The organism is Pedobacter lusitanus (genome assembly GCF_040026395.1).
GTDB lineage: Bacteria > Bacteroidota > Bacteroidia > Sphingobacteriales > Sphingobacteriaceae > Pedobacter > Pedobacter lusitanus.
Genome location: NZ_CP157278.1, coordinates 4,160,959 through 4,186,007, shown reverse-complemented (window position 1 = coordinate 4,186,007; position 25,049 = coordinate 4,160,959). Strand labels below are relative to the sequence as shown.

At 42.5% G+C, this 25,049-nt stretch carries 13 protein-coding genes; 5 read left to right on the top strand and 8 right to left on the bottom strand.

The window, feature by feature from the left end:
• Positions 1-3: 3 nt before the first annotated feature.
• From PL_RS17945 to PL_RS17935, 3 genes are read left to right on the top strand one after another with little or no spacing between them, the layout of a single operon-like run.
• A complete protein-coding gene (locus tag PL_RS17945; RefSeq protein WP_348620036.1) occupies positions 4-3,117 on the top strand; it encodes an efflux RND transporter permease subunit in 3,114 nt (1,037 codons plus the stop codon).
• Between the two features lie 14 nt (positions 3,118-3,131).
• The gene (locus PL_RS17940) at positions 3,132-4,445 is read left to right on the top strand and encodes a TolC family protein (protein ID WP_082035874.1); all 1,314 of its coding nucleotides are present in this window, start codon (positions 3,132-3,134) and stop codon (positions 4,443-4,445) included.
• A 17-nt stretch (positions 4,446-4,462) separates the two neighbouring features.
• Positions 4,463-5,314: an N-acetylglucosamine kinase gene (locus PL_RS17935; RefSeq protein ID WP_041880492.1), complete on the top strand. Its 852-nt coding sequence runs from the start codon at positions 4,463-4,465 to the stop codon at positions 5,312-5,314.
• Here the strand turns inward: PL_RS17935 and PL_RS17930 are convergent.
• Together PL_RS17930 and PL_RS17925 are read right to left on the bottom strand one after the other, a co-directional pair.
• Complete coding sequence (locus tag PL_RS17930) at positions 5,311-5,724, bottom strand: GNAT family N-acetyltransferase (RefSeq protein WP_041880489.1); 414 nt, start codon at positions 5,722-5,724, stop codon at positions 5,311-5,313. The two genes, PL_RS17935 and PL_RS17930, sit on opposite strands and share 4 nt — an antisense overlap.
• 9 nt (positions 5,725-5,733) lie before the next feature.
• The gene (locus PL_RS17925; protein WP_041880487.1) at positions 5,734-6,204 is read right to left on the bottom strand and encodes a hypothetical protein; all 471 of its coding nucleotides are present in this window, start codon (positions 6,202-6,204) and stop codon (positions 5,734-5,736) included.
• Positions 6,205-6,269: 65 nt separating this feature from the next.
• On the opposite strand from PL_RS17925, the gene PL_RS17920 reads away from it, so the two are divergent.
• On the top strand, positions 6,270-8,342 hold the full coding sequence (locus tag PL_RS17920) for a S8 family serine peptidase (RefSeq protein WP_082035872.1): 2,073 nt from the start codon (positions 6,270-6,272) through the stop codon (positions 8,340-8,342).
• A 12-nt stretch (positions 8,343-8,354) separates the two neighbouring features.
• On the opposite strand, the gene PL_RS17915 is transcribed toward PL_RS17920, so the two are convergent.
• The 3 genes from PL_RS17915 to PL_RS17905 form a co-directional block, all read right to left on the bottom strand.
• Positions 8,355-8,858, bottom strand: coding sequence for a GAF domain-containing protein (locus tag PL_RS17915; RefSeq protein ID WP_041880486.1), 504 nt, complete (start codon positions 8,856-8,858; stop codon positions 8,355-8,357).
• A gap of 127 nt (positions 8,859-8,985) precedes the next feature.
• Positions 8,986-10,146: an iron-containing alcohol dehydrogenase gene (locus PL_RS17910; protein ID WP_041880483.1), complete on the bottom strand. Its 1,161-nt coding sequence runs from the start codon at positions 10,144-10,146 to the stop codon at positions 8,986-8,988.
• Positions 10,147-10,155: 9 nt separating this feature from the next.
• The gene (locus PL_RS17905; RefSeq protein ID WP_041880481.1) at positions 10,156-10,344 is read right to left on the bottom strand and encodes a hypothetical protein; all 189 of its coding nucleotides are present in this window, start codon (positions 10,342-10,344) and stop codon (positions 10,156-10,158) included.
• A gap of 88 nt (positions 10,345-10,432) precedes the next feature.
• Between PL_RS17905 and PL_RS17900 the strand changes: the two genes are divergently transcribed.
• The gene (locus PL_RS17900) at positions 10,433-10,801 is read left to right on the top strand and encodes a response regulator (RefSeq protein ID WP_160292085.1); all 369 of its coding nucleotides are present in this window, start codon (positions 10,433-10,435) and stop codon (positions 10,799-10,801) included.
• 26 nt (positions 10,802-10,827) lie between these two features.
• On the opposite strand, the gene PL_RS17895 is transcribed toward PL_RS17900, so the two are convergent.
• Genes PL_RS17895 through PL_RS17885 form a run of 3 tightly spaced genes read right to left on the bottom strand, consistent with a single transcriptional unit; the run spans position 10,828 to position 24,836 of the window.
• Entirely contained in the window at positions 10,828-12,831 is a 2,004-nt protein-coding gene (locus tag PL_RS17895) for an OmpA family protein (RefSeq protein WP_041880479.1), read from the bottom strand.
• Between the two features lie 9 nt (positions 12,832-12,840).
• Complete coding sequence (locus PL_RS17890; RefSeq protein ID WP_041880477.1) at positions 12,841-13,836, bottom strand: PorP/SprF family type IX secretion system membrane protein; 996 nt, start codon at positions 13,834-13,836, stop codon at positions 12,841-12,843.
• A 29-nt stretch (positions 13,837-13,865) separates the two neighbouring features.
• Entirely contained in the window at positions 13,866-24,836 is a 10,971-nt protein-coding gene (locus PL_RS17885; protein WP_041880475.1) for a putative Ig domain-containing protein, read from the bottom strand.
• Between the last annotated feature and the right edge of the window lie 213 nt (positions 24,837-25,049).

Genomic DNA, 25,049 nt, shown 5'->3' with positions numbered 1-25,049 from the left:
GAAATGAGTATATCCACCACGAGTATAAAAAGACCCGTTCTGGCAATTGTAATGAACCTGATGATCCTGCTTTTCGGTGTTATCGGGTACAATTTTCTGGGTGTAAGGGAGTTTCCCAATATTGACCCAACGGTAGTTTCAGTGCGTACCTCCTATCCTGGTGCAAACTCAGATATTATTGAATCCCAGATTACCGAACCACTGGAAAAATCCATCAACGGGATAGACGGTATCAGAAACATGTCTTCTTCCAGTAACCAGGGAAGCAGTACGATTACCATAGAATTCAACCTGGGTAAAAATATTGAGGAAGCTGCCAATGATGTTCGGGATAAAGTATCACAGGCGGCCCGTAACTTACCTAAAGATATTGACGGAAATCCTGTAGTGAGCAAGGCAGATGCCAATTCGGATGCGATCATCACCATGACGATCCAGAGTGATCAGAGAAATCAGCTGGAATTGAGTGACTATGCAGAAAATGTAATTGCCGAACGTATACAAACCATACCGGGCGTCAGCAGTGTGCAGATTCAGGGACAGAAAAAATATGCCATGAGGCTTCGGATTGATCCGAATAAACTGGCTGCTTTAGGGCTGACTTCGCAGGATATTGTCACTGCGCTTGACAATGAGAATGTAGAACTGCCTTCCGGTAAAATCACTGGTGCCAGTACTGAACTGACTGTCAAAACGCTGGGTAAATTAACCAATGAAAAACAGTTCAATGATCTGATCATTAAAAATGACGGCAACAATGTTATTCAGCTGAAGGATGTAGGTTATGCAGAACTTGGCCCTGAAAATGAAGAAACTATTTTAAGGGAGTCCGGCAAACCCATGGTTGCTGTAGCTCTGATTCCGCAGCCAGGAGCAAATTACCTGGACATTTCAACAGAATTTGAGAAGAGATTTGCCAGACTGAAGAATGATATTCCCAAAGATATCAAGCTGAATGTTTCCCTGGATAATACCAGGTTTATCAAGAATTCAGTCACAGAGGTTGCGGAAACCATTATTCTTTCCCTGGTACTGGTTATCCTGATCATTTACCTGTTTTTCAGGGATTGGGCAATTGCCATCAGACCATTAATTGATATACCGGTATCGCTGGTTTTCACTTTCTTTATCATGTACATTTTTGGCTTCTCGATCAATGTATTGAGTTTACTGGCTATTGTACTGGCTACAGGACTTGTTGTAGATGACGGGATTGTCGTGACCGAAAATATTTTCAAAAAAGTAGAGGAAGGATATTCTCCTTTCGAGGCTGCGATTAAAGGTTCCAACGAGATCTTCTTTGCCGTTATTTCCATTTCAGTTACGCTTGCTGCTGTGTTTCTTCCGGTTGTATTTCTCCAGGGATTTGTGGGCAGACTATTCCGGGAATTCGGGATTGTAATTGGTGCAGCCGTGCTGATATCGGCTTTTGTATCCCTGACACTGACACCGATGTTAAATGCCTATCTGATGAAAAAGACAGGCCATAAAAAGTCAAGGTTTTATGAATGGTCTGAGCCCTACTTTGTTAAATTGAATGATAATTATGCCGAAAACCTGAATAAATTTCTGAACAAAAGATGGCTTGCAGTTCCAATTATAATCGCCTGTATCGGCCTGATCATGTTGTTCTGGAAAATTCTGCCTAAAGAAACTGCTCCTTATGATGACAGAAGTGCGATCAATATGAGTATCACTACTCCCGAGGGCTCATCTTACGATTATACGGATAAGTTCATTATGAAGATCGCCAAAATGGTTGAAGACTCTATTCCGGAAAAGAACGTAAATATTACTATTACCTCTCCGAGTTTCGGTGGAAGTGGTGCTGTAAACAGTGGTTTTGTCAGAATGGGACTTACAGATCCCGGACTGCGCGGTCGTTCTCAGGAAGAAATCGCTAACCAGCTGACCCGGATTACCCGAAAATATACTGAGGGAAAAGTACTGGTAACCCAGCAACCGACAATCTCGGTAGGTCGTCGTGGAGGTTTGCCAATCAGCTATATCATCCAGGCGCAGAATTTTGATAAACTGAGAGAAAAGGTTCCTCAGTTTATGGATGAAGTAAGTAAAGACCCGACATTCACCGTTTCTGATGTCAACCTGAAATTCAACAAGCCGGAAATCAACCTGACGATAGACAGGGATAAAGCCAGGAACCTGGGTGTATCAGTTTCGGCCATTGCCCAGACTTTACAGCTTGGGCTCAGTGGGCAGCGTTTTTCTTATTTCTTTATGAATGGAAAACAGTACCAGGTAATTGGTCAGTTTGACCGCGGAAACCGAAAAGATCCTTTGGATCTGAGTTCTGTATATGTACGTAATGATAAGGGTGAGCTTATCCAGATTGACAATCTGGTAACTGCAAAAGAAGAAAGCAGCCCTCCGCAGCTGTACAGAAATAATCGTTTTACGGCAGCCACGGTTTCTGCAGGTCTGGCTCCGGGGAAAAGTATAGGGGATGGAATTGCAGCCATGGATAAAATCAGGGATAAAGTTTTAGATGAAACCTTTTCCACTGACCTTAGTGGTGAATCACGTGATTTCCAGGAAAGTTCTTCCAATACGATGTTTGCTTTCGGACTGGCCTTATTGCTGGTATACCTGATTCTGTCAGCGCAGTTTGAAAGTTTCAAAGATCCGGTTATCATTATCATGACTGTACCTATGGCGGTAGCGGGAGCCTTTCTTTCTTTATGGTTGTTTGGACAGAGCTGGAATATATTCAGCCAGATCGGTACAATTATGCTGATCGGACTGGTTACAAAAAATGGTATTCTGATTGTGGAATTTGCCAATCAGCTTAAAGAAAGCGGTAAAAGTGTACACGATGCAATCAGAGAGGCTTCAGTTTCCCGTTTAAGACCGATTTTAATGACCAGTCTGGCTATTGCAATCGGGGCCTTACCTATTGCCATGGCATTGGGTGCAGCGGCAAAAAGCCGTATGGGTATGGGGGTTGTCATTGTGGGTGGAACTACATTTTCACTGGTGCTTACCCTGTTTGTTATTCCATCAATCTATTCTTACTGGTCTAAAGAGCACAAAACAAATACAGATTTACAAGAGTCATTAAAAGCAGCACTGGCTGAAGAAAAAAATCCTTCGGCTTAAAATATTATATACAAATGAATAAGTTTCTCTTTTATTTCCTGGCCTTCCTGATCAGCTGCTGCACACAAAGTGTCATCGCACAGGACACCCTTAGCCTGGAGGAAGCGATAAGTACGGCATTAAAGAACAATTATGATATCAGATTGGTCAATAATGAAGTGCAGATTGCTAAAAATAACCTCAATGCAGGAAATGCAGGTATGCTGCCAGGCCTTGCAGGTACATTCAGCAATGGAGGCAGCAGACAAAATACGGTACAGAGCCCGGCAACCGGACCGGAGAAAAAAGCATCGGGTGTACGCAGTACCAATCTGAATTACGGAGTGGCTCTGGACTGGACTATTTTTGACGGATTCCAGATGTTCGCCAATTATGACAAACTAAAGGAATTACAAAAACAAGGTGAGGTAAATGCTAAACTAACTATTCTGAATACCATCTCTGATGTCGTCTCTGCTTACTATGCAATAGTCAGACAACAGCAACTGGTGCTGGCCACAGACAGTGCGCTGAAAATTTCCAGATTAAGGGTGACTATTGCTGACAACAAATTAAAAATAGGACGTGGTTCCAAACTGGATGTACTGACTGCAAAGGTAGATTACAACACGGACACGACTTTATTTTTGCAGCAGAAAAACATATTAAACACGTCCCGGATTACACTGAACCAGTTAATGGCAGGAGACCTGAACAGGGTATTCGCCGTCAATGAAAAACTGAATATTGAAAATAACCTGAAACTGGCCGATCTGGAACTGTCAACTGAACGCCTGAATCCTTCGCTGCAAAATGCTTTCATCAATAAAAAGATTGCTGCATTAAACCTGAAACAGATTAAAGGACAACGTTATCCTACGGTAGCCGTAAATAGTGGTTATGAATTTTCAAGGAGTACAAGTCCTACGGGTTTCAACCAGAAATTCAGAGCCAACGGGCTCACTTACGGACTTACGGCAAGTCTGAATATTTTCAATGGCTTTTTACAAAGACAAAATGAGCGCAATGCAAAAGTACAGCTCAACTCTTCGGAGCTCAATCTGGACAAGACCAAACAAGATGTCAGTGCATTGCTGAATACCACTTACCAGAATTATCTGACCAATCTGGATCTGTTAAGAGTTGAAACGGGTAATGTGGACCTGGCTAAACAGAATCTTGATATTACTTTTGAAAAATACCGTCTTGGCAGTATCAGTCCGCTGGAATTGCGCGAGGCACAAAGAAATTCTATAAATGCCATTATTCGCTTCCTGGATGCACAATTTCAGGCTAAACTAACAGAAATTAATTTAAAAGAGATTAGTGGTACTTTAAATGTTCAATAAGATGATTACTTTCGTTTATGATATTAGTAGCAGATAGCGGGTCTTCAAAGACAGACTGGCTTGGATATAAAGATGGTAAAACAATCAGTTTTAGCACGCAGGGCATCAACCCTTATTTTTTAAATGCGCAGGATATATTCAAAATATTCTCCAAAATGAAAATGACTGAAGAGTTTGCCGCGGATGTCAGGGAAATTTATTTTTATGGATCAGGTTGTTCTACTCCTGATAAACATGAGGTAATTTCCAATGGCTTATCCCTGTATTTCACCAAAGCTTTTATCAGTGTGGAGAATGACTTAATCGGTTGTGCATATGCTACCTGCGGTGATCAGAAAGGTTTGATCTGCATTCTTGGTACAGGCTCTAATGTTTCTTATTTTGACGGCGTTTCTACTTATGACAGCAATTATGGTTTAGGCTATATCCTGGGAGACGAAGGTTCGGGTACTACTTTTGGAAAAAAGATTGTCACTTCTTATCTGTATAAACAGATGCCTGAAGATTTACGTCTGCTTTTTGCCCGGGAGTTTAATACCGACAGGGAAACTATCATTACCAATGTTTATCAAAAACCATTTCCTAATACTTACCTGGCTGGTTTCAGCAAGTTTATGTATCCGAACAGGGAACATCCTTTTATCAACCAGTTACTGATTGATGGTTTCCAGGAGTTCATTGACGTGAATATTAAAAGCTTCAAGGATTACAAAGTGCTGGATTGCCATTTTGTAGGGTCAGTTGCCTATTATTATCAGGATATACTGAAACAGGTCTGCGAATTGAACGGACTGAAACTGGGAAGAATTATGCAGAAACCAATTGAGGGGATCTATAATTATATTCTGAAAAAAGAAGGGATTCTCTAAGGGATTATTGTTTTTTGCATTGTGATATAACCGAGGCCTTCTTTAATGAATTTCCGGTCTGTTTCAATCATTCCAAATCTTTTATAAAATGCAGCCTTATCTGAGCGGGCATTACACCAGATCGTGGTAACGTTATAACGCAGGGCTGCAGCCATCAGATGGTTCAGCAGTTTGGTTCCATAACCTCTTCCCTGCGCAGCATTAGCTGTTGCGAACTTTCTGAACTGGGCCTGCTGACCGTTAATAAAAAGGGAGACTACCGACATCAGCTGATCATCTTCGAAAAGACCAAAATGTGTTCCGTCTTCATCCTCTGCTAATTTCACATAGTCAATAGTCTGGTCAGGCCACATCACATGGTGCCGCAAATCCCAGGTCTGCGAAGCATTGATTTCTCTGATCGTAACCATAAAACCGGATTAGAAAGCGGCTTTATGATTAACAACAATATCAGATACCGTTACTTTACCAGGAAAAACCTCTACAGGATTTAACTCTCCTTTCCCATTAGATAAGCTGGCGAAAAACTGACCATCTTCTTCAAGGGTAAATACCGAGTATTTTCCCGGAGATAGTTTACATTGAAAGAAACCTCTGGCATCGGTTTTAACCTTGGCCACCAATGGCTGATGAATGGCTTTATACAATGGTCCATCTCCTTCTGCCTGTGCAGCTGTAGTGACTGCATAGATATAAACCGTCCGCCTGCCATCTTTACCTTTACGGCTATCCGGCTTTTGATCAGGCCCCGGCATAAAATTCCCTTCCTGTACTGTTACCTTTCCTTTGATCCCCTCAGAGATAGGCTTAGGCTGTCCCGGAGTTCTGGAAGCACACGAAAAAGCAAATAAAGTGACTACTGAACAAAAAATAGCTAAATAAAATTTCATCTGTATAAGTATTAAAGTTAAATTTGGTTACTCCAAAAGGCAATTCATGCAATTCTTTGTGCATTATGATTAATTCTCTCAATTTACGAAAGTGTGGCCTATTATCCATACTCTTCTGCACAAGTATAGCATTTTCTTCTGTGTATGCACAGGAAACTATCAGGCAAAATACGACCAATGCAACCTTCTTAAAAAGTAATAGTATAGCTCTTGCTAACAGTGCTCAAAGACAAAGAGTCAGTGCTTTTTCAATGGCAGCGAGAAAAGGCTGGGTTATTTCCAGAAAAGACCGGTCGGGAACAGTTATGAGACTGCAGAGACTCGATGATTCAGGCTTGCCGGTATACTATGCAACGACCAACAATATTATTGCAGCAGCCACGACAAGAACCAATAAATTATATAATGGCGGCGGTCTGGGTTTATCACTCAGTGGCAGTACCATTCCGGCTGGAAAAATAGCCATATGGGATGGAGACGGGGTTTTAACCACGCATACAGAATTTGCCGGAGGAAGGGTTGAAATCAAAGATCAGACTATTACCACATCAGAACATTCCACTCACGTAGCAGGAACAATGATTGCTGCTGGTGTAAATCCTGTGGCCAGAGGGATGGCTTTTGCCCTGCCAAAACTTTATTCTTTTGATTTCGATAATGATACGCCCGAAATGTCTGAAAATGCAGCGGGATTATTAATTTCCAATCACTCTTATGGGGTGGTAGCCGGATGGTCACTCAATACGGATGTCAATCCTCAGCGCTGGGAATTCTATGCTTCTCCGGGGGCAACAGAAGATTATAAATTTGGCTATTACGATTCGCAGTCTGCCGATTGGGACAAAATCTGTTACAATGCACCTTACTATCTTCCGGTAAAATCAGCCGGGAATAACAGATCTTCCAACGGGCCTCCTGTTGGCGGAGCTTATTATAGATTTAATGCAGATAAAGTAATGGCTGATGCCGGTAAACGTCCGGCAGGTCTGAGCAATAACGATCAGTATGATAATATTGCGACTTACGGAACTGCCAAAAATATTCTGACAGTGGGCGCTATAAACCCACTGGGAGACGGCCCCTACACACCGGATCGTATTCAGATCGCTACATTCAGTAGCTGGGGACCAACCGACGATGGCAGGATTAAACCCGATTTAGTAGCAGATGGCGTAAGAGTAACTTCTACCAGTAATGCCGGTGATGACCGGTATGCAACACTTTCAGGAACCTCCATGGCCACCCCTAATGTCAGCGGATCTTTAATCCTGCTGCAGGAGCTTTACAGCCGCCAGAATAATGCTAATTATATGCGCTCTGCAACTTTAAAAGCCCTGGCGATTGGTACCGCAGCCGAGGCAGGATCTGCGCCGGGGCCCGATTATACTTATGGATGGGGAGTATTAAATACGGAAGCTGCTGCGCAGGCCATACTTGATAATCACCTGAAAAGCAAAATCACAGAAAATATACTCACCCAGGGAGAACAGCAATATATAGAGGTGAAAGCCAAAGGCGGGGTACCCCTGACCGGTACTATTTGCTGGACTGATCCCGAAGCAACTGCAATCAGCACGCTGGATGCATTAAATAATACGACTCCGAGGTTAATGAATGACCTTGATTTAAGAGCTGTACAGGAATCAACAACGTTTTTCCCATGGGTCCTTAATCCGGCCAATCCCTCAGCTCCTGCGCTCAAAGGAGACAATACCAGGGATAATGTTGAGCAGGCCAGAATTGATGATCCTGTGGCAGGAAAAGTGTACAGATTCAATATATCTCATAAAGGGACACTTAAACGGGGCGCACAGGCCTACTCCATTCTCCTGACCGGAATAGACGGAGATGCAAATTTCGAGTCCAATAAAGTTAATGAAGGTAATTTGAATATGGTGGTGTATCCTGTTCCGGCAAGAAATGAGATCAATATTAATTTTAACGTTAATGAAAAGAACAATGTCAGCATCGACGTCATTAATATATCCGGGCAGAAACTTTATACAGAGCGTAAGAATGATTTCACTGGTGTGTATTATACGCAGATAGATTTATCCCGTTATGCCAGTGGTTTATATTTTATGGTGGTCAAAATAGGACAGAATTCCTACACGAAAAAGTTCGTATGTACAAAATAACAGGATTATGGTTTAAGCTCTTTTCTCTATCTCAATCTGAATGAGCTGGGCAATCCACTCGAGCTTTTTCCTGTCCTGCGGAGTAAAAGTTCTGATTTTTTTATCGACTATACAGACTGCCCCGATATTAAAACCTTCGGCGGTAGTGATGGGTACGGCTGCATAAAACCGAAGTCCGAATTCGCCTACAACTAATGGATTTGACATCAGACATGGTTCTGCAAGGGCATCCTCAAACACGGTTACTTCACCTTTCAGAATAGCCAGTGAGCACAAACTTGTCCCTCTCTCTACTTCAGTTCCCCAATCTCCCTGCTGGTCTGCTTTAGTCCAGACGTGATCCTTATCTACAAAATTGATCATGGCAAGAGGAACCTTTAACATAGTCGCTGCAACAGCGGCCAGCTGATCAAAAATAGGCTCTGATTTGGTATATAGAATTTTATACTTTTTTAAGTTCTCTAGACGCTCCTCTTCATTCTGCGGAATTATATTCCTTCCAAAAGTATTCTCCAATTTGTTATTTATTATTTGTACCCGCTAACCTATACAATTACCATACCCTTTTAAAATTTTTACTCAAAAAAATCCAACACCAAACAGGAGTGAATTGTATTCCTGTTTGGTGTTGGACCGCTTCAGATTAATAGCTTAACTGAACAATTTTTCTCACGTCATCGGGCTTAATTGTTTTATGTTCACCTAAACCTAACCATCCTCTTTCTATAAACCGTGCTTCAATTTGTTCTGCAGTACCCTGATAATCATCAGTATACTTAGAAAGCTTTGTATCAATTCCTAAAGAATGGAAGAAAGATTCAGTGCGGATAATAGCCTGTTCTGCTTTTTGTTCAGGTGTTCCTTCCTTAATTCCCCAGATACGTTCCGCATATTGGGCAAGCTTTTCCTTTTTGGTTTCAAAGTTATACCGGTAATGCACTGGTACTATAATAGCCAGTGTACGGGCATGATCAATACCAAAATTTGCTGTCAGTTCATGACCAATTGCGTGAACAGACCAGTCAGTAGGTACTCCTTTCTGAATAAGCCCGTTTAAGGCCATGGTGCAGCACCACATAAAGTTTGCGGCGGCTTCATAATCTGCAGGATCTTTCTGTATCCGGGGCGCAATTTCGACCAGTGTCTGCATAATACTTTCCGCAAATCTATCTTGTAAAAATGCCTGTGCAGGATAAGTCATATATTGCTCCAGCACATGTGTAAATGCATCAGTAATCCCATTAGCGAGCTGACGCTGTGGTACGGATTTCACGACAAGCGGATCAAGTATTGAAAATTCAGGAAATAACCCGGGCCCGCCCATACCCAGTTTTTCCTGGGTTGCTGCACGTGTAATCACTGCACCGGAGTTCATTTCCGAACCAGTAGCAGGTAAAGTTAATACAGTTCCAAAAGGCATCCCTTTATCAGTTCTGATCTTATTTTTCAATATATCCCATGGTTCTTCGCCCTGATATAGTGCAGCCGCTGAAAGAAATTTGGTACCATCTATAACTGATCCGCCGCCAACTGCGAGCAGGTAAGTTATATGATTGGATTTTATAACATTCAGTGCCCGTAATAATACTTCATATTCCGGATTGGCAGGAATACCGCCAAATACTGTCACATCAAATCCCGTAAGGGCAGACATCACCTGATCATAAATGCCATTCGACTTTATACTCCCGCCACCATAAAGTAATAAAACTCTGGCATCTGCAGGGATTTCCTGTGCGATTTTCGCTATCTGACCTTTCCCGAAAATTATTTTTACCGGGTTCTTAAATTCAAAATTCAACATATGCTTATTTTAACGTTCTACCTCTTCAAAGCGTATAAACTGCCATTTTGCCTTAGCATCTTTTTCAAAAAAGACTTTATAATTGTTATTTGGAGGTAAGGTAAAATGAAAGGACAATGTTGTCTCCTGACCATTTTTTGGTATAAAACTGGGAAGTAAGGTATTAGCGATTGCTTCAATTTGTTCTTTCGGTTGCATGTGTCTCTGATTAGTAACAAAACAAAAGTATCAATTCTTTCTGCCAATCATGGCACCCTGTTTGTTCAGCATGTTTTTTTTAAATACTATGAATAGAATACTTGTTGTTGAAGATGATCCCGATTTACTGGAAATCGTTCAGACAATTCTGGAAGAAAATAATTATAAGGTTTTCCCGCTAATGACAGGGAGACCCATATTTAAGATCATAGATGAGTTTAATCCTGATCTTATACTGCTGGATGTAAAACTCGATGGTATGGATGGCAGAGCAATTTTCAAAGAGATCCGCACAAGACCGGATACTGCACATTTACCGGTTATCCTCACTTCGGGTGGCTTTTCTGAAGACTATATGCGGAGAGAGAATTTAGCTGCTGATGCTTACCTGGAAAAGCCATTTGAGATGACGGCTATGCTAAAGCAACTGGAGATGTTATTATTAAAGCCTGCTTAAGCTGAGCGCTTAAGCAGGCTTTATATTTATTTTTTGGTGACTTTAAATTCTGTTCTTCTGTTCAGCTGACGACCCTGCGGGTTATCTTTTCCGTTAGGGAGCTGATTTGGTGCTATAGGTTTACTGAATCCATAGCCTTTACTGGTCATTCTGCTTGCAGAGATTCCTTTGCCAACCAGATAGTCAACACATGATTTTGCTCTTCTGTCTGATAATTTGTAGTTATATGGGGCTGTACCTATATTATCGGTATGGGCACTAAGCTCAATTTCCATCGTCTCATTATCAACCAGAATTTTATACAGTTTGTCCAGAATAACTTCTGATACCGGATTAAGCTGATAACTGTTAAAGTCATACAGAATATTTTCCAGTACAATAGGCTTGTTAATGATAAACGGTTCAAGACATAATTTTGGATTCAGGAGTGTATCCAGTTTAGCCAGTTCATCGTAGTTATAAGTCAGCACCTTTTTGAAATAATTCTCTTTCTCAGCACTTAATCTGAGCTGACGATTAGAGTTGATTCTGAATCTGTACTTTCCATCTTCACCTGTTGTCACCTTCATTTCCTGTGTGGAATCACTCAGTACAATTAAAGCTCCTTCCAATGGCAGATTAGTTTTACAGTCCAGTAATGTTCCTTCAATGCTCATGAAATCTTTTTTAACATGGAAGATCTCCAGACAACATACAGACTCTCTGTCAGAACTGATATAACCTTCGCTGTCTTCACTATCGGATGGGGTAAAATAAACATCATCTTTAGAAGAGTTGAATGGGTATCCAACATTTCTGGGTTCGGTCCAGGTACCAAAATCACCTGTACTTTCATAAAAATCCAGTCCGCCCATACCTACTCTGCCATCACTGCTGAAGAGTAGTTTTTTAGTCTGATCATTATAATACGGAGCTTCATCATTTTCTTTGGAATTGATCACATTGCCCATGTTTGAGGCTTCACTTAAAGTTCCGTCACTCCGAAGTTTACAGTACCAGAGATCCAGTTTCCCCAATCCTCCTGGTCTGTCTGAAGAGAAAATCAGATATTTACCGTCTTTGGTTACAAATGGCTGCATAGAATTGAAGCCTTCAATATTGACTTCAGTACCCAGCAGTTTTGGTGCAGACCAGACATCTCCGTTCCCTCTGGAAACATTGACCTGGTATATCTTTTTATTCCCCGAACCATTCCATATGGTCATATACATGACTCTGCCGTTCGGGCTAAATGCCGGTGCGGCAAATTCTTTACCTTTTTCTGGTGTACCTACTTTTTTAACTGTTGTAGATGTTCTCTGCGGATTTCCAGAAGCTGAATAAATTGCGTTCACAAAAGGGTTTTCTGACTTAACCACCTTGGTCTTCATTTTACTGTCCCGCACAGTTTGCGTTTTATTGCCTACAACAACTGGTCTTGAAGAAGTAAAGTAAAAGTTATTATTCAATAATAGTGGTGCATAGTTAGAACCCTGGTCATTAATCTGATTAAGTAGTTTGCTAAATTTGTATAAACGCGGATAACGCATTTCATACAAGGCAAAATTACAGGAGGCAATTTCTAATTTTGCTTTCTCTGTATATTCATCAGTGGTTTTATACTTCGAAATGAATTCTTTAAAAGAGATAATTGCATCATTAAATTTCTGATTTGAACGCTGACTTTCTCCGTAATAGAATAGGCTTAATGCGTATTTGGGATCAGTGAAATTTCTGGAAACAGCATACCAGGCTTCTGCACCTCTGTAGTCCTTATACAAACGAAGTGAATTAGCGAGCTGATAAACACAGTATTCGTATTCTGCACGTTTAGGACTTTCCTTTTTCATTTTAACTTCAAAGGCATAGGGCACGACAAATCCGGTAGTATCAGTTGATATATTCAATGCTTTTTTATAGTATTCAGCAGCTGCATAATAGTCCTTGTTCTGGAAATATACATCAGCAACTCTTTTATTATTTGTTATGTACTGCGCCTGTGCTCCTGTACTCAGTAAACAGATCAAAAGCAATAGTCTGAGAGGTTTCATAAATTATAGTTATAATCGTGGACAAAAGAAGTTAGGACCTGAAATGCCCTTGCGGCTGGTGAAGGATATGGACAATTCAAGTCCACCCTTACTGCCCGTTGCGCGGTTAAGTCCGGAAGTATTAAAGTCATAACTTACCCCGAAGGTCATATTCTTCAAATGCAGTCCAAAGAAGGCTATTGCAGCATCGTCAAAACGATAATTTGAACCAAACATCAGATCTGCTTCAGGATTGACATAAAACTGTCCATAAGCTCCTATTGACGTTTCGTGTGCATTTCCCTGTTTCATATAAAGTCCGTTGGGCGTAATGTCCAGAACCTCGTTTACTTTAACACGGGCACCACCATGTGCAGTAAAGCGGATTGGTATTCTGACATCATTCCCCAGAAAACGATCAATCGGTCTTGTCAGGTGATTTGCAGCCACCCCACCAAATACGTTAACACGTTTATCTCCGCTTCCATCGAAATACATAACCCCTGCGTTTACATCCGGAACAAGTGTATTGCTGGAAGTAAAATTCTCATTGAAAGGCAGATTCGGATCGTATCCGCTTCCGGGGTTAAACTGGTTACCCAGTGTTACTTTAGAAGGATCAAAACTTTTGTTCAGTATACCTGCCTGCAAACCAAAGTTGATCATATTCAACCCTGCTCTGCCGAAACGAATCCTGTACGCTGCCGATGCAAGTGCATTCAGATAATTATAACTGATATCACCGGCATTCTGGTTCAGGATCATCCCTCCAAAAGCAAGGTTTTTAGTAGGCGCCATATCAAATGAGGCGCCTGCTGTAAGATATGAGTGGGAGACTGATCCCCATTGTTGTTTGGCATTTACTGATACTCTGTAATCTCCATCGATTACACCCGTTAAACCAGGGTTAAGCCACAGTGGATTGGCATAGTATTGTGAAAAATGAGGATCGATTTGCGCACTAACCCTCGAAGCTCCCGTAATGCACAACAAGCCCAAGACGATGATTTTTGATAGTTTCTTCATGTTATTTATATTTCAGGTTAATGTGTCTCTTATCTTAATATGCTAATTGTTCCTTTTCTCTTAACTGTAGAGCCGTCTGTCATTACCAGTTCCACGTAGTAGACATAAACACCATTTGGCTGTATCTGTCCTCTGTATGAGCCATCCCATCCTACCTGCTGCTGCAGAGATTCGAAGATGAATTGTCCCCACTGGTTATAGATCTGCATTTTCACTTTTGCAATTCCACTTCCAAATACATAGAAGACGTCATTTTTACCATCTCCATTTGGCGTAAACGTATTCGGGATAAAGACATCATTAGGGATTAGTCCGTCTGTTGCTGTACCCGTAACACTACCTGCAGCACTGGTCTGACAGGTTGAGCTTCCTTTAGCTCTAACCATCAGCTTAACTGTTGTATTTGCCTGCAGACCTGAGATCAGGTGCGTAGTACCTGCAGCTCCTGAACTTGGGTTACCCCATGTCGTTCCGCCATCTGTTGATATTTCATAAGCTGTTGCTCCTGTAACATCATTCCAGCCGAATGTAATACTGCTCAGCGTGCTTGATTTCACAGTGACTACTGGTGTGGCAAGTGAAGCTGCTACAGTTACATTTACCGGAATTCTACCACTTGTAGCTGTTCCGGAAATGGCTTCTACATAGAAGATCGTTGTCGCGGTTAAGGTTGGAGTCTGGAAGGCCGGACCTGTGAACAGAATCGCTCCGCCTGTCGCCGTACCGTACCAGTTATAAGTAACTCCTGCAAGTACATTGGTTACAGTTAAGGTAACCGGACTGCCTCCGCAGCTCAATGCATCTCCTACAGCTGATGCCGGTACGGTAACTACAATGGTGTAAGTATTGGTAGCTGTTAGTCCGTTGCCATCAGTTACAGTAACTGTCACTGTGAAGGTTCCTCCCAATGTCGGCGTTCCTGAGATTGTTCTGGTTGCCGGATCAAAAGTTAATCCCGGAGGCAGGTTTGTAGCTACATAGGTAAATGGCGCTGTTCCTCCAATTACTGCCGGCAATGTCTGAGGTACGTATACGGTACCTACCTGTCCGTTTGGTAAAGTCGCAGCTGGCAATGTCATTTGACTACCACTGCCTACTGCAAGTGTAAAGGTCGCTGTTGCATTACAGCCTTTGCTGTCAGTGGCAATCACAGAGAAGGTATAGTTTCCAACTGCTGCCGGTGTTCCTGTAAGCTGTCCTGCCGGAGATAAGGTTAAACCTGCTGGGATTGTACTTCCTGAGGCCACACTGTAAGTATATCCAGGTGTTCCGCCTGTTGCAGAACCAATCTGTGCAGAATACGTAGTCGTGGTAGAAGCACCCGCTAATGTAGCTCCGTTGAAGACCAGAGCCGGATTTACGGTCAGGGCAACAACTTTAGCAGTAGCTGATGAACTTTCACAGGTATTAGGTCCCTGTACAGTTACATAATAAGTAGTATTTGCTGTAAGTACCGGAGTATTAAATACTGCGCCGGTAAATGCCAGGCTTGTAAGTGCTGCATCAGTATACCATTTGAATACAGGACTTACTACTGTAGCACTGTTGGCTGTTAAGGTAGCAGATGATCCTCCGCACACTACCGAAGGTATACCGGAAACGCTTACATCTGCAGAAGTAGCTGGTGTTCCAATATTGACACGAACTGCTACTCTGCTGCTGGTTGTTCCTGCAAATCCTTCAACATAATAGGTTGTGCCTGCAGTAATCGCAGGGGTCTGGAAGCTGGTTCCTGTAAAGATTGGTGCTCCGCCTGTGGCATTTGCATACCAGTTATAGGTAACTCCTGTTATTGGATTTGAAACTGTTAAGGTCACACGTGATCCACCACAGCTTGATCCGTCAGCAACTACCGGAGCTGGTACGGTAACCGTAATCGGATAGTTACCTGTAGCGGTTGTACCATTTGCATCGGTTACGGTAACTACGACGGTAAAGGTTCCGCCCTGAGTTGGCACTCCTGAAATTTCCCTGGTTGCAGGATTAAAGGTCAGTCCCGGAGGCACACCCGCCGCGGTATAGGTATAAGGTGCTGTTCCGCCAACTACTGCTGGTAAAGTTTGTACCGGATAGGTAGTACCTACCTGTCCGTCAGGTAAAGTAGCTGGTGGCAGTGACATCACTGCTGATGTACCAATATTTAAAGTAAACTGGGCTGTAGCGCTGCAACCTTTACTATCTGCAGCGGTTACTGAGAAAGTATAGTTACCTGCTGCTGTTGGCGTTCCGCTAATCAGCCCTGAAGCTGATAGTGATAATCCTGCTGGCAGAGTGCTTCCTGCAGCCAGTGTATAAGTATAAGGAGCTGTTCCGCCTGTAGCTGAATTAAGCTGTACACTGTAAGGGCTGATTGTAGACCCGTTAGTTAACGCTCCTCCTGCAAAATTCACCTGAGGGTTTACGTTCAGTGCAACCACTTTTGCTGTAGCAGAAGAACTTTCGCAGGTACCTGGTCCTTGTACGGTTACGTAATAAGTAATATTTGCTGTAAGTACTGGTGTGGTAAAGACTGCACCTGTATAAACGCGGTTTGTTAAAGCAGCATCTGTGTACCAGTTAAATGTAGGGTTAGTTATTGTTGTACTGTTTGCAGTAAGCGTAGCTGTTGATCCTCCGCATACTACAGCTGGTATACCTGTTACACTTACATCTGCAGCAGAAGCCGGAGATTTTAAGCTGACATTTACAGCAACTCTGGTACTTGTCGTTCCTGCAAGTCCTTCCACATAATAAACTGTATTTGCTGTTATTGCCGGTGTCTGGAATACTGTTCCGGTAAACACTGGTGTTCCTCCGGATGCTGCAGTATACCAGTTATAGGTTACTCCTGTTACCGGATTAGACACTGTTAGTGTAGCACTGGTTCCACCGCAGTTTGAGCCATCTGCGACAACAGGTGCCGGCACAATCACTTTAAGCTGATAGTTAGCTGATGCAGTATTATTATTTGCATCAGTTACTGTCATGGCAACTGTAAAGGTACCACCTATTGTCGGTGTTCCGGAAATGTTCCTTGTTGCAGGATCAAAAGTCAGACCTGCTGGTAAACCTGTTGCTGCATAAGTATAAGGTGCAGTTCCGCCAATCGCAGCCGGCAGCGTTTGTACCGGGTACATTGTACCTACCTGCCCATCCGGCAGCGTCGCTGCTGGCAATGATAATACTGAGGTAGTACCAATATTTAAGGTGAACATTCCTATTGCAGTACATCCTTTACTGTCTGTAGCATTAATTGAGAAGGTATAATTTCCTGCTGCTGTTGGCGTTCCGCTAATCAGACCTGCAGAAGATAATGATAAGCCTGCAGGCAGAGTACTACCCAGAGCCACTGTATAAGTGTAAGGTGCAGTTCCACCAGTAGCAGGGTTAATCTGCACGCTATATGGATTAATAGTTGATCCTGCACTTAATGCAGTTCCTGTAAAATTCAATTGAGGATTTACAGTCAGGACAACCACGCTTGCAGTACCTTTTACATTAGGACATTTATTAAGGCCGCTTACAGTTACATAGTAAGTAGTTGTTGCTGTTAATACTGGTGTATTAAATTTATCACCTGTGAACACAGCATTGGTTAACGCGGCATCTGTATACCAGGTAAATACCGGATTGATCACAGTCAGACTACTTGCAGTCAGACTTGTACCTGATCCGGCACAAACAACTACTGGTATACCATTTATACTAATATCTGAAGCATCTGCCGGTGGATTAATAGTCAGTGTAACAACCTTCGCATCAGCTGCCGGATTAGGACATTTGTCACTTCCCTGAACTGTCACGTAGTAAAGTGTAGTAACTGTTGACCCAGGAGTAGTAAATACAGGACCGTTATTGACAACAAGTGTTAATGCTGCATCCTTGTACCAGGTAAATACCGGGTTGCTTACTGTAGTTGTACTGGCTGTCAAAGTAACCGGTGTTCCGCCACAAAGACTTGCCGGGATACCACTCACTGTAATATCAGCTGATGATGCAGGCGGATTTACAGTTAAAGTAACCACTTTAGCTGTTCCAGCTGTATTCTGACATCTGTTATCTGCTTTTACCGTTACATAATAACTGGTAGTAGCAGTCACTGAGGCTATATTAAAAGTTGGGCCGGTAAACACTGCATTGGTCAGCGCTGCATCAGTATACCAGGTAAACACCGGGTTAGTCAGCGTGCTGTTTGCAGTTAATACTGCACTTGTTCCTGCGCAGAAAGGATTTCCTGCACCAGAAACTGTAATATCACCTGCAGTTGCAGGAGGATTAATTGTAATTGATATTTTAGTTCTTGCCTGTGTACTTACACAAGAGTTACCATTTACAGCCTCCACATAATAGTCTGTAGTGCCTACAGCTAAATTAGCCGGAGTGGTAAGGCTATTTGTATTTGAGGCCAGCAGGTTACCGCCGGTAAGTGCATCGTACCAGTTATAGCTGACACCTGCAACCGGATTCACGCTTAACGTAACCGGAGTATTCAGACAGGTGCTTGCCGGATTTCCAGTAGCTGGTACCGCAGCCGGAGCAGAGCCATTAACTGTTACAACAACCTGTGTTTTAACCGGGCTGGCACAACCATTACGGTTTGCTGTTACCAGATAAGTATAAGTTCCGGCTACTAAATTAGCAGGAGTTGAGAATGTAGGTGTGTTGGTAGCTATGATCGTATTTGGATCTGCCGCATTATACCAGTTATAAGTAAGTCCGGCAGCCGGATTGCTGACAGCAAGCGTAGCTGAAGTTCCTTCACATGCTGAAACATTTGCAGAGGCTACTGCTGGAGAAGCTATGATACGCTGAGCGTAATTCAGGTTGATAGAATTAAGCAGACTTAACAGGCCTGTAGAAAGTTTTAGTTCTACGGCATCAAACGTCTTGGTCGGTGTAAACTGAACCATTGCATCCTTATTACCGGTTAACAGATTTAAGTTAATAGCCGGATCTGTCAGCAATTTGGTATCTCCGTTGCTTACACCATTATTATAAGTAGTCACACTGATATTGTTTGCAACACCAAGTGTAAGTAATGCACCAGTTTGAGTCAGACTTAGTTTAACCTGATCTCCGAGTACTGAAACTCCTGTGAATCCTACAGTCTGACTAACATTTGCATTCAGTAATCCAATCGGAATAAATAGTGAAGAGCTTGTGCTGATATCATCATCAATTGCAAAACCAGGGTTAGCTACACTTGGTAATATACCTATGCCTCCAGCTGTATGTGTTTCTGTAACTGCGCCTTCGCAAGGAACAGATCCTGGATTTGAAGGGAAGTTATTTACAGTTACAACTACTGATGCGGTACCCGAAACACAGGTTCCCAATGCACCTTCTGCAGTTACATAGAAAGTAGTCGTTGCATTTAACGGACTGGTAAGGAATGTTCCGTTTGCACCGTTAGTTAGAGTAGATAGTTCAGGTGTACCCGGAACGGTAGCCGGATCGGCACCATACCAGTGATAGGTTAAACCTGTAGTTGATGAGTTGGCAACAAGAGATGCTTTTTCACCTTTGTTAACTGTTACAGCTGGTGGAGTAAGCACTGGTGGAGTAAGTGAACCAACAACAATCGCAACTGTTGCCTGTGCAGAAACAACCCCACATGCATTTACTGCTTCAACTGCATAAGTTACATTAGCAGTAACAACATCGTTTAATGTCGGCCCTGTCTGACCAGGAACCAGTACGCCTGCTTTGTACCATTTGTAAGTTACTCCAGCCTGAGGGCTTTGTACTTTTAAGGCAACAGCAGAACCAACACAGGTATTCTCTGTTGGAGAAAGTAACTGTGGTACTAAAGGAGCTGGTGTCACAGTAACGTTGATCTGTGTTCTTGAACTTCCGCATCCTCCTCTTGAAGCTTCCACAAAGAATTTAGTATCAGCAGTAATTGCTGGTGTGGTAAAGGCAGGTCCGTCATTACCTAAGTAAACTCCGTTAGCGTCGTACCATTTATAAATTATACCTGGCAATGGAGCAGGTACAGATAAAGATGCAGTAGCATTCAAACATGCTGTTACATTAGCAGAAGCAACTACAGGAGCTGTAGCAGTCCTTTTTGCATAGTTGAAGTTTATGGCAGTTAATGCGCCCAAAAGACCTGAGTTCAATTTAACTTCTACTCCATCAAACTGAGCTGCCGGAATAAAAGTAAGCAGAGCCTGAGAACCGCCACCTAATAGTTTAAGATCAATCAGTGGATTGTTAACAGCGATGCCGTCATTATTGCTCACTGTACCTTTATAGGTAGTGACAGTTACACTTGGTAAAAGCGAAAGTGATAACAGCTGACCTGGTGAAGTTAACAGGACACGAACGGTGTCACCTACATTTGATAAACCAGCAAAATTAGCTTGCTGAAATACATTTGAACCTACTCCTACTGGTATAGACAATGTCGATGCTGTCAGCTGATCTCCATCGATAGCCAGTGCCGGATTATCCACTCTGGCTAATATAGAAATCAATCCGCCTACACCATGTGTTTCACTGACTGGTCCTTCGCAACCCACCGGTATTGGTGTTCCTGCAGGATTAACAGTAATCGTTTGTGAAACTCTCACAGATGAAGCACAACCTGTAACTGTAGAAACTGCATCAAGATAATAAGTTGTAGTGGCAGTAAGTGGTGGCGTTACATAATTAGCTCCGGTAAATACAGGTGTAACTGCATTTTGTGAAGTATACCAGTTAAAAGTAACATTGGTTTCAGTTGATGTACCTGTAAGGGTAACACTCTGTCCCTGGTTAACTGTTGTAGCAGAAGCTGTGATTTGTGGTGTAACCGGACGTGCATTAACAACTATGTTTGCTGCCGTACGGGTAGCTGACACACAGCTGCCGTTTGATGCTTCTAAATAATAAGTTGTGTTAACAGTAATTGCTGGGGTAGTAAAAACTGTACCGGTAAATACTGGAGTACCACCGGTAGCTGCAGTATACCAGTTGTAGGTAATTCCTGCTATCGGACTATCAACAGATAATGTCGCAGGTGAACCTGAACAAACTGGAGCTACTGTTGCCAGTGCTGGTGTAGCCAGTGCCGTTGTCACTGTTACAGTAACAGGAACACGTGTTGGGTTCGCACAACCATTTTTACTTACCTGCAGGTAATAAATTGTAGTGGCTGTAAGTGCCGGAGTAGTAAAAGTATTATTGGTAGATAAAATAGTTCCGCCTGTTGCAGCGCTATACCACGCAATTGTAGTCCCGGCAACCGGTGTTACTTTTAATGTAGCAGTTGATCCGGAACAGATAGTCTGATTTCCTGCATCAAAAACAGGATTCGGGGCGACAACATTTGCACCATAGATATTAACATTGGTTAAGGCAGTAAGTAAAGCATTCACTTTAACTTCTACTCTATCATATACACCACCTGCTGCAACAGTGGCAGTAAACCTGTTTCCTCCTAATAACCTCAGATTAATCAGTGATCCGCTTAACGGATAGCTGCTAACTACTGTAGTGCCATTCATCACACTCACTGTTATACCACCAAGAGCAGTTAAATCCAGTAAACCATTAGGTGTTTCCAGATCAACACTGATACTATCAGTTGCCACTCCGGAATTTTGGAAGATTAAACGCTGATACCCGGTAGTTCCAATACCTACTGGCAGAGAAATACGTGTAAAGTTAGTCAGATCGGCATCTGTAGAATTACCCGGGTTAATAATTTGACAGGCTACACATAACAGTCCGCCGGTAATACCGCTTTCCTGTTTTGTTGCTGCATAACAGTTAGGATTAACTGCCCCGTTAATTACAGTAACCACAACCGGAACTCTGGTTGGGCTTGAACAGCCCGAACTATTAGTTGTTCCGGCATAATAAGTTGCATTGGCATTCAGTACTGGTGTAGTAAAGCTTCCGCCTGATGCTAATTCTATTCCACCAGCTGCTGCTGCATACCATTTGATTGTTGAACCAGAAGCCGCAGTAGCCTGAAGCGTTGCAGTTTGTCCTGCACTGATGGTTACATTATTAATCACTACTGTCGGCAGATCTGGTGTAGCATTCACAGTAACTGTTACTGGAATACGTGCACTGACTGCTGTTCCCGAAACCGCTTCTACATAATAAGTAGTGTTTACGGTTAAGGCCGGTGTTGTAAAAGTTGTACCGGATCCCAGAAGTGTATTTCCTGTAGAAGTATAAAAATTATAAGTCACATTAGCCTGACTGTTATCAACTGTCAGTGTTGCTGTATTACCGCTACAAATTGTAACTCCCGCAACTGAAGGAGCATCAACAGTAATGTTAAGGGCGTAATCCGTACTTGTACTGTTACCTGCGTTATCAGTAACTTTCATAGTCACTGTATAATTACCACCGGATGTCGGAGTCCCTGAAATTACTCTGGTTGCAGGATTAAAGCTTAATCCCGCTGGCAGACCAGTAGCTGTATAAGTATATGGAGCAGTACCACCGGTTACTGCAGGTAAAGCTGGTGAAGTATATGATGTCCCTACTTTTCCATTAGCCAGAGTGGCTGCCGGTAAAGTAAGCGCACCTGCTACCTTAATAGTATAAGGTACAGTGATGGTTCCATTTCCACTGTCAGTTACTTTCACTGAAAGTGTGAACGTACCGGATTGTGTAGGTGTTCCTGAAATCGTTCTGGCTATAGGATCAAATGTCAGTCCCGGAGGCAGATTACTTGCAACATAAGTATAAGGGCCTGTACCACCAGTTGCTGCCGGAAGTGTTTGAGTTGGATAAACTACATTCACAGCTCCGTCAGGCAGGGTAACATTACCCATGGCCAAAGCATCCTTAACCACAATGGTATAGTTTAATGAAGTAGTATTTCCTTCATTATCACTTACCGTAACAGGGAAAGTAAATGTTCCTGTTTGTGTTGGTGTACCTGTGATTGCCCTGGTAACAGGATCAAAACTTAATCCCGGAGGCAGGTTGGTTGCAGAATAAGTATTAACCCCGCTTCCTCCTGTTGCCGCTGGAATAATCTGTGTTGGATATGGAACTCCTGTAGTACCATCTGATAAAGCAGAAGCAGTTAATACCAGTGGACTTCTGACAATAATAGTGAAGTTGGTCGTTACTGTGTTTCCATCTGCATCAGTAATGGTTACCGGGAAAGTATAAGTTCCGGCCGTAGTAGGCGTCCCCGTCAGCAATCCGGTTGTCGGATTGAGCGTGACCCCGGGAGGCAGATTGGTTGCTGAATAAGTATATGGCGTACTGCCACCAGTAGGTGCCGGCAGTTGCGTAGAAGGATAAACCTTATTAACTGTACCATTTGGCAAAGTTGCAGTTGGCAGAGTTAAGGTTGCTGTGATAGTTAAAGTATGAACCGCAGTGGTTGTACAACCCGAAGCATCTGTAGCGACCACGCTAAATGTTCCTGCAGCAGAAGTCGCTGTAGGTGTACCACTGATCAGACCGGCAGAGCTCAGCGTTAAACCAGCCGGCAAAGTACTTCCTGCAGCTAATGCATAAGTATAGGGCGGTGTTCCGCTAGTCGCTGCATTCAGTTGTTTACTGTATACTTTACCCACAGAGCCATTGCTCAATGGTGTAGCAGTAAACAGTAAGGTTGGTTTAACTGTAACCACCACACTATCCATATCAGATTCTGCAATACAACCTGTTTGCTGGGCAGCTACATAATATGTATAAACACCAGCAGTCAGTCCGGCTTCAGAAAGCGTATTATTGGTCACACCGGTTACAGCTGTCTTAGTACCATTAGCCCCTATCTTTTTATAAAAATTATAAGTATAGGTTGCATTAGGATTTTGTGGAGTTAAAGTCAATGTACTGCCGCCGCATAAAATCTGCGCATTACCAGTCACACCGGTAAATAATGGTTTAGGCACAGTTCGCTGTCCCTCGTTAATATTAAGACCTCCGGCAAGAATATTTCCTCCGATGGCCAGACCATTATCCAGTGAAACTTTGATCCGGTCAAATGGTGCACCAGGAGTAAAAAATACAGGAAAAGGTCTGTTATTGGAAAATAAACCAAGCAGATCAAGATTAATCAGATTACTTAGTGATAAAGGAGTTCCGATTGCAGTACTTCCGTTGAATGCCTGTACGGTAATTGTTTTCAAAACATTCACACTTAGTAAAGAACCTCCTTGTGATAAAACAACTTTAGCGACATCAGTAGATGAAGACAATCCGTTAAGATAAATAGTCTGCGAAACAGATGAGCCTAAAGTTACCAGTCCTGCCTGTAACTGTGAAAATGTAGTTAAGTTACCATCAATTGCATTCTGTGGATTTGTAACTAAACTGGTCAGCGAAACGTTCAGACCTGTTGCAGCAACACTCGTAAATATTGCTGATCCACAATTATCAGCACTATAATTAAATGCCGGATAAATATTCATATTCATCGAACCACCGAGGCTGATTGAAAGTGCATTATTTCTAACTCTTAATCGTACCCTTAATGAATTATAGGTAACTGACGGAGTAATTGCAAAATAAGTTTTCCCTGCTGCATCAGTCACAACAGTAGCAGAAACATTTGCTGTAGGTATTAAAGTACCATCATTCGAAGCAGTTGCGCCGGTATAAGCGTCAATCTGTACTATTCTTTTAGAGAATAATCCGGTCAGGTCGCCCAAAAGGCCAACAAGATCAAGATTTACCCCTCCGCTGGTCGGTTGATCAAAACGAATATATGTTGTCTTTCCTGCAACAAGAGGCGCACCATACTTAAGCTGTATATACGCTTCTCCCTCATAGCCAAGTAATCCGAGCACACTGACATTGTTGGCATTCAGCGTTGCCGGAGCTCCTGGCGGATTTAAAATTGCATTATTAGGATTATCAATCGATGCTGCATTACCAGGATTGGCATTCGGGACATCCGATCCAATATTATAGCTGGCAATACCCGTTGAAGGAGTTACCAGTGCGTAATTTTTTGTTTGCGCATACGATCGTGTATTAAATAGCGTTATAGCTAGAATACTAACGAGAAGACAGAGAAATTTTTTTAACATTCGGGGAGTAGACGTACATTTCATACCGGCAGTTTTAGAGGTTAACTTTAATACTTACGACAATTTTAAGTAAAGGGAGCTTCTAAACTTGCGTTCAAATCATTCATTTAAGTCACAGTAAATGAATGAGCCATTCCGTTCATTTTGTTCAATTTTTATTTTCTAAATCAGTTTTTTTTTGCCATGCGCTTTTAAACGCACTCTAAAAGCATTTATCCGTTTTCAGCAGAATTTCTG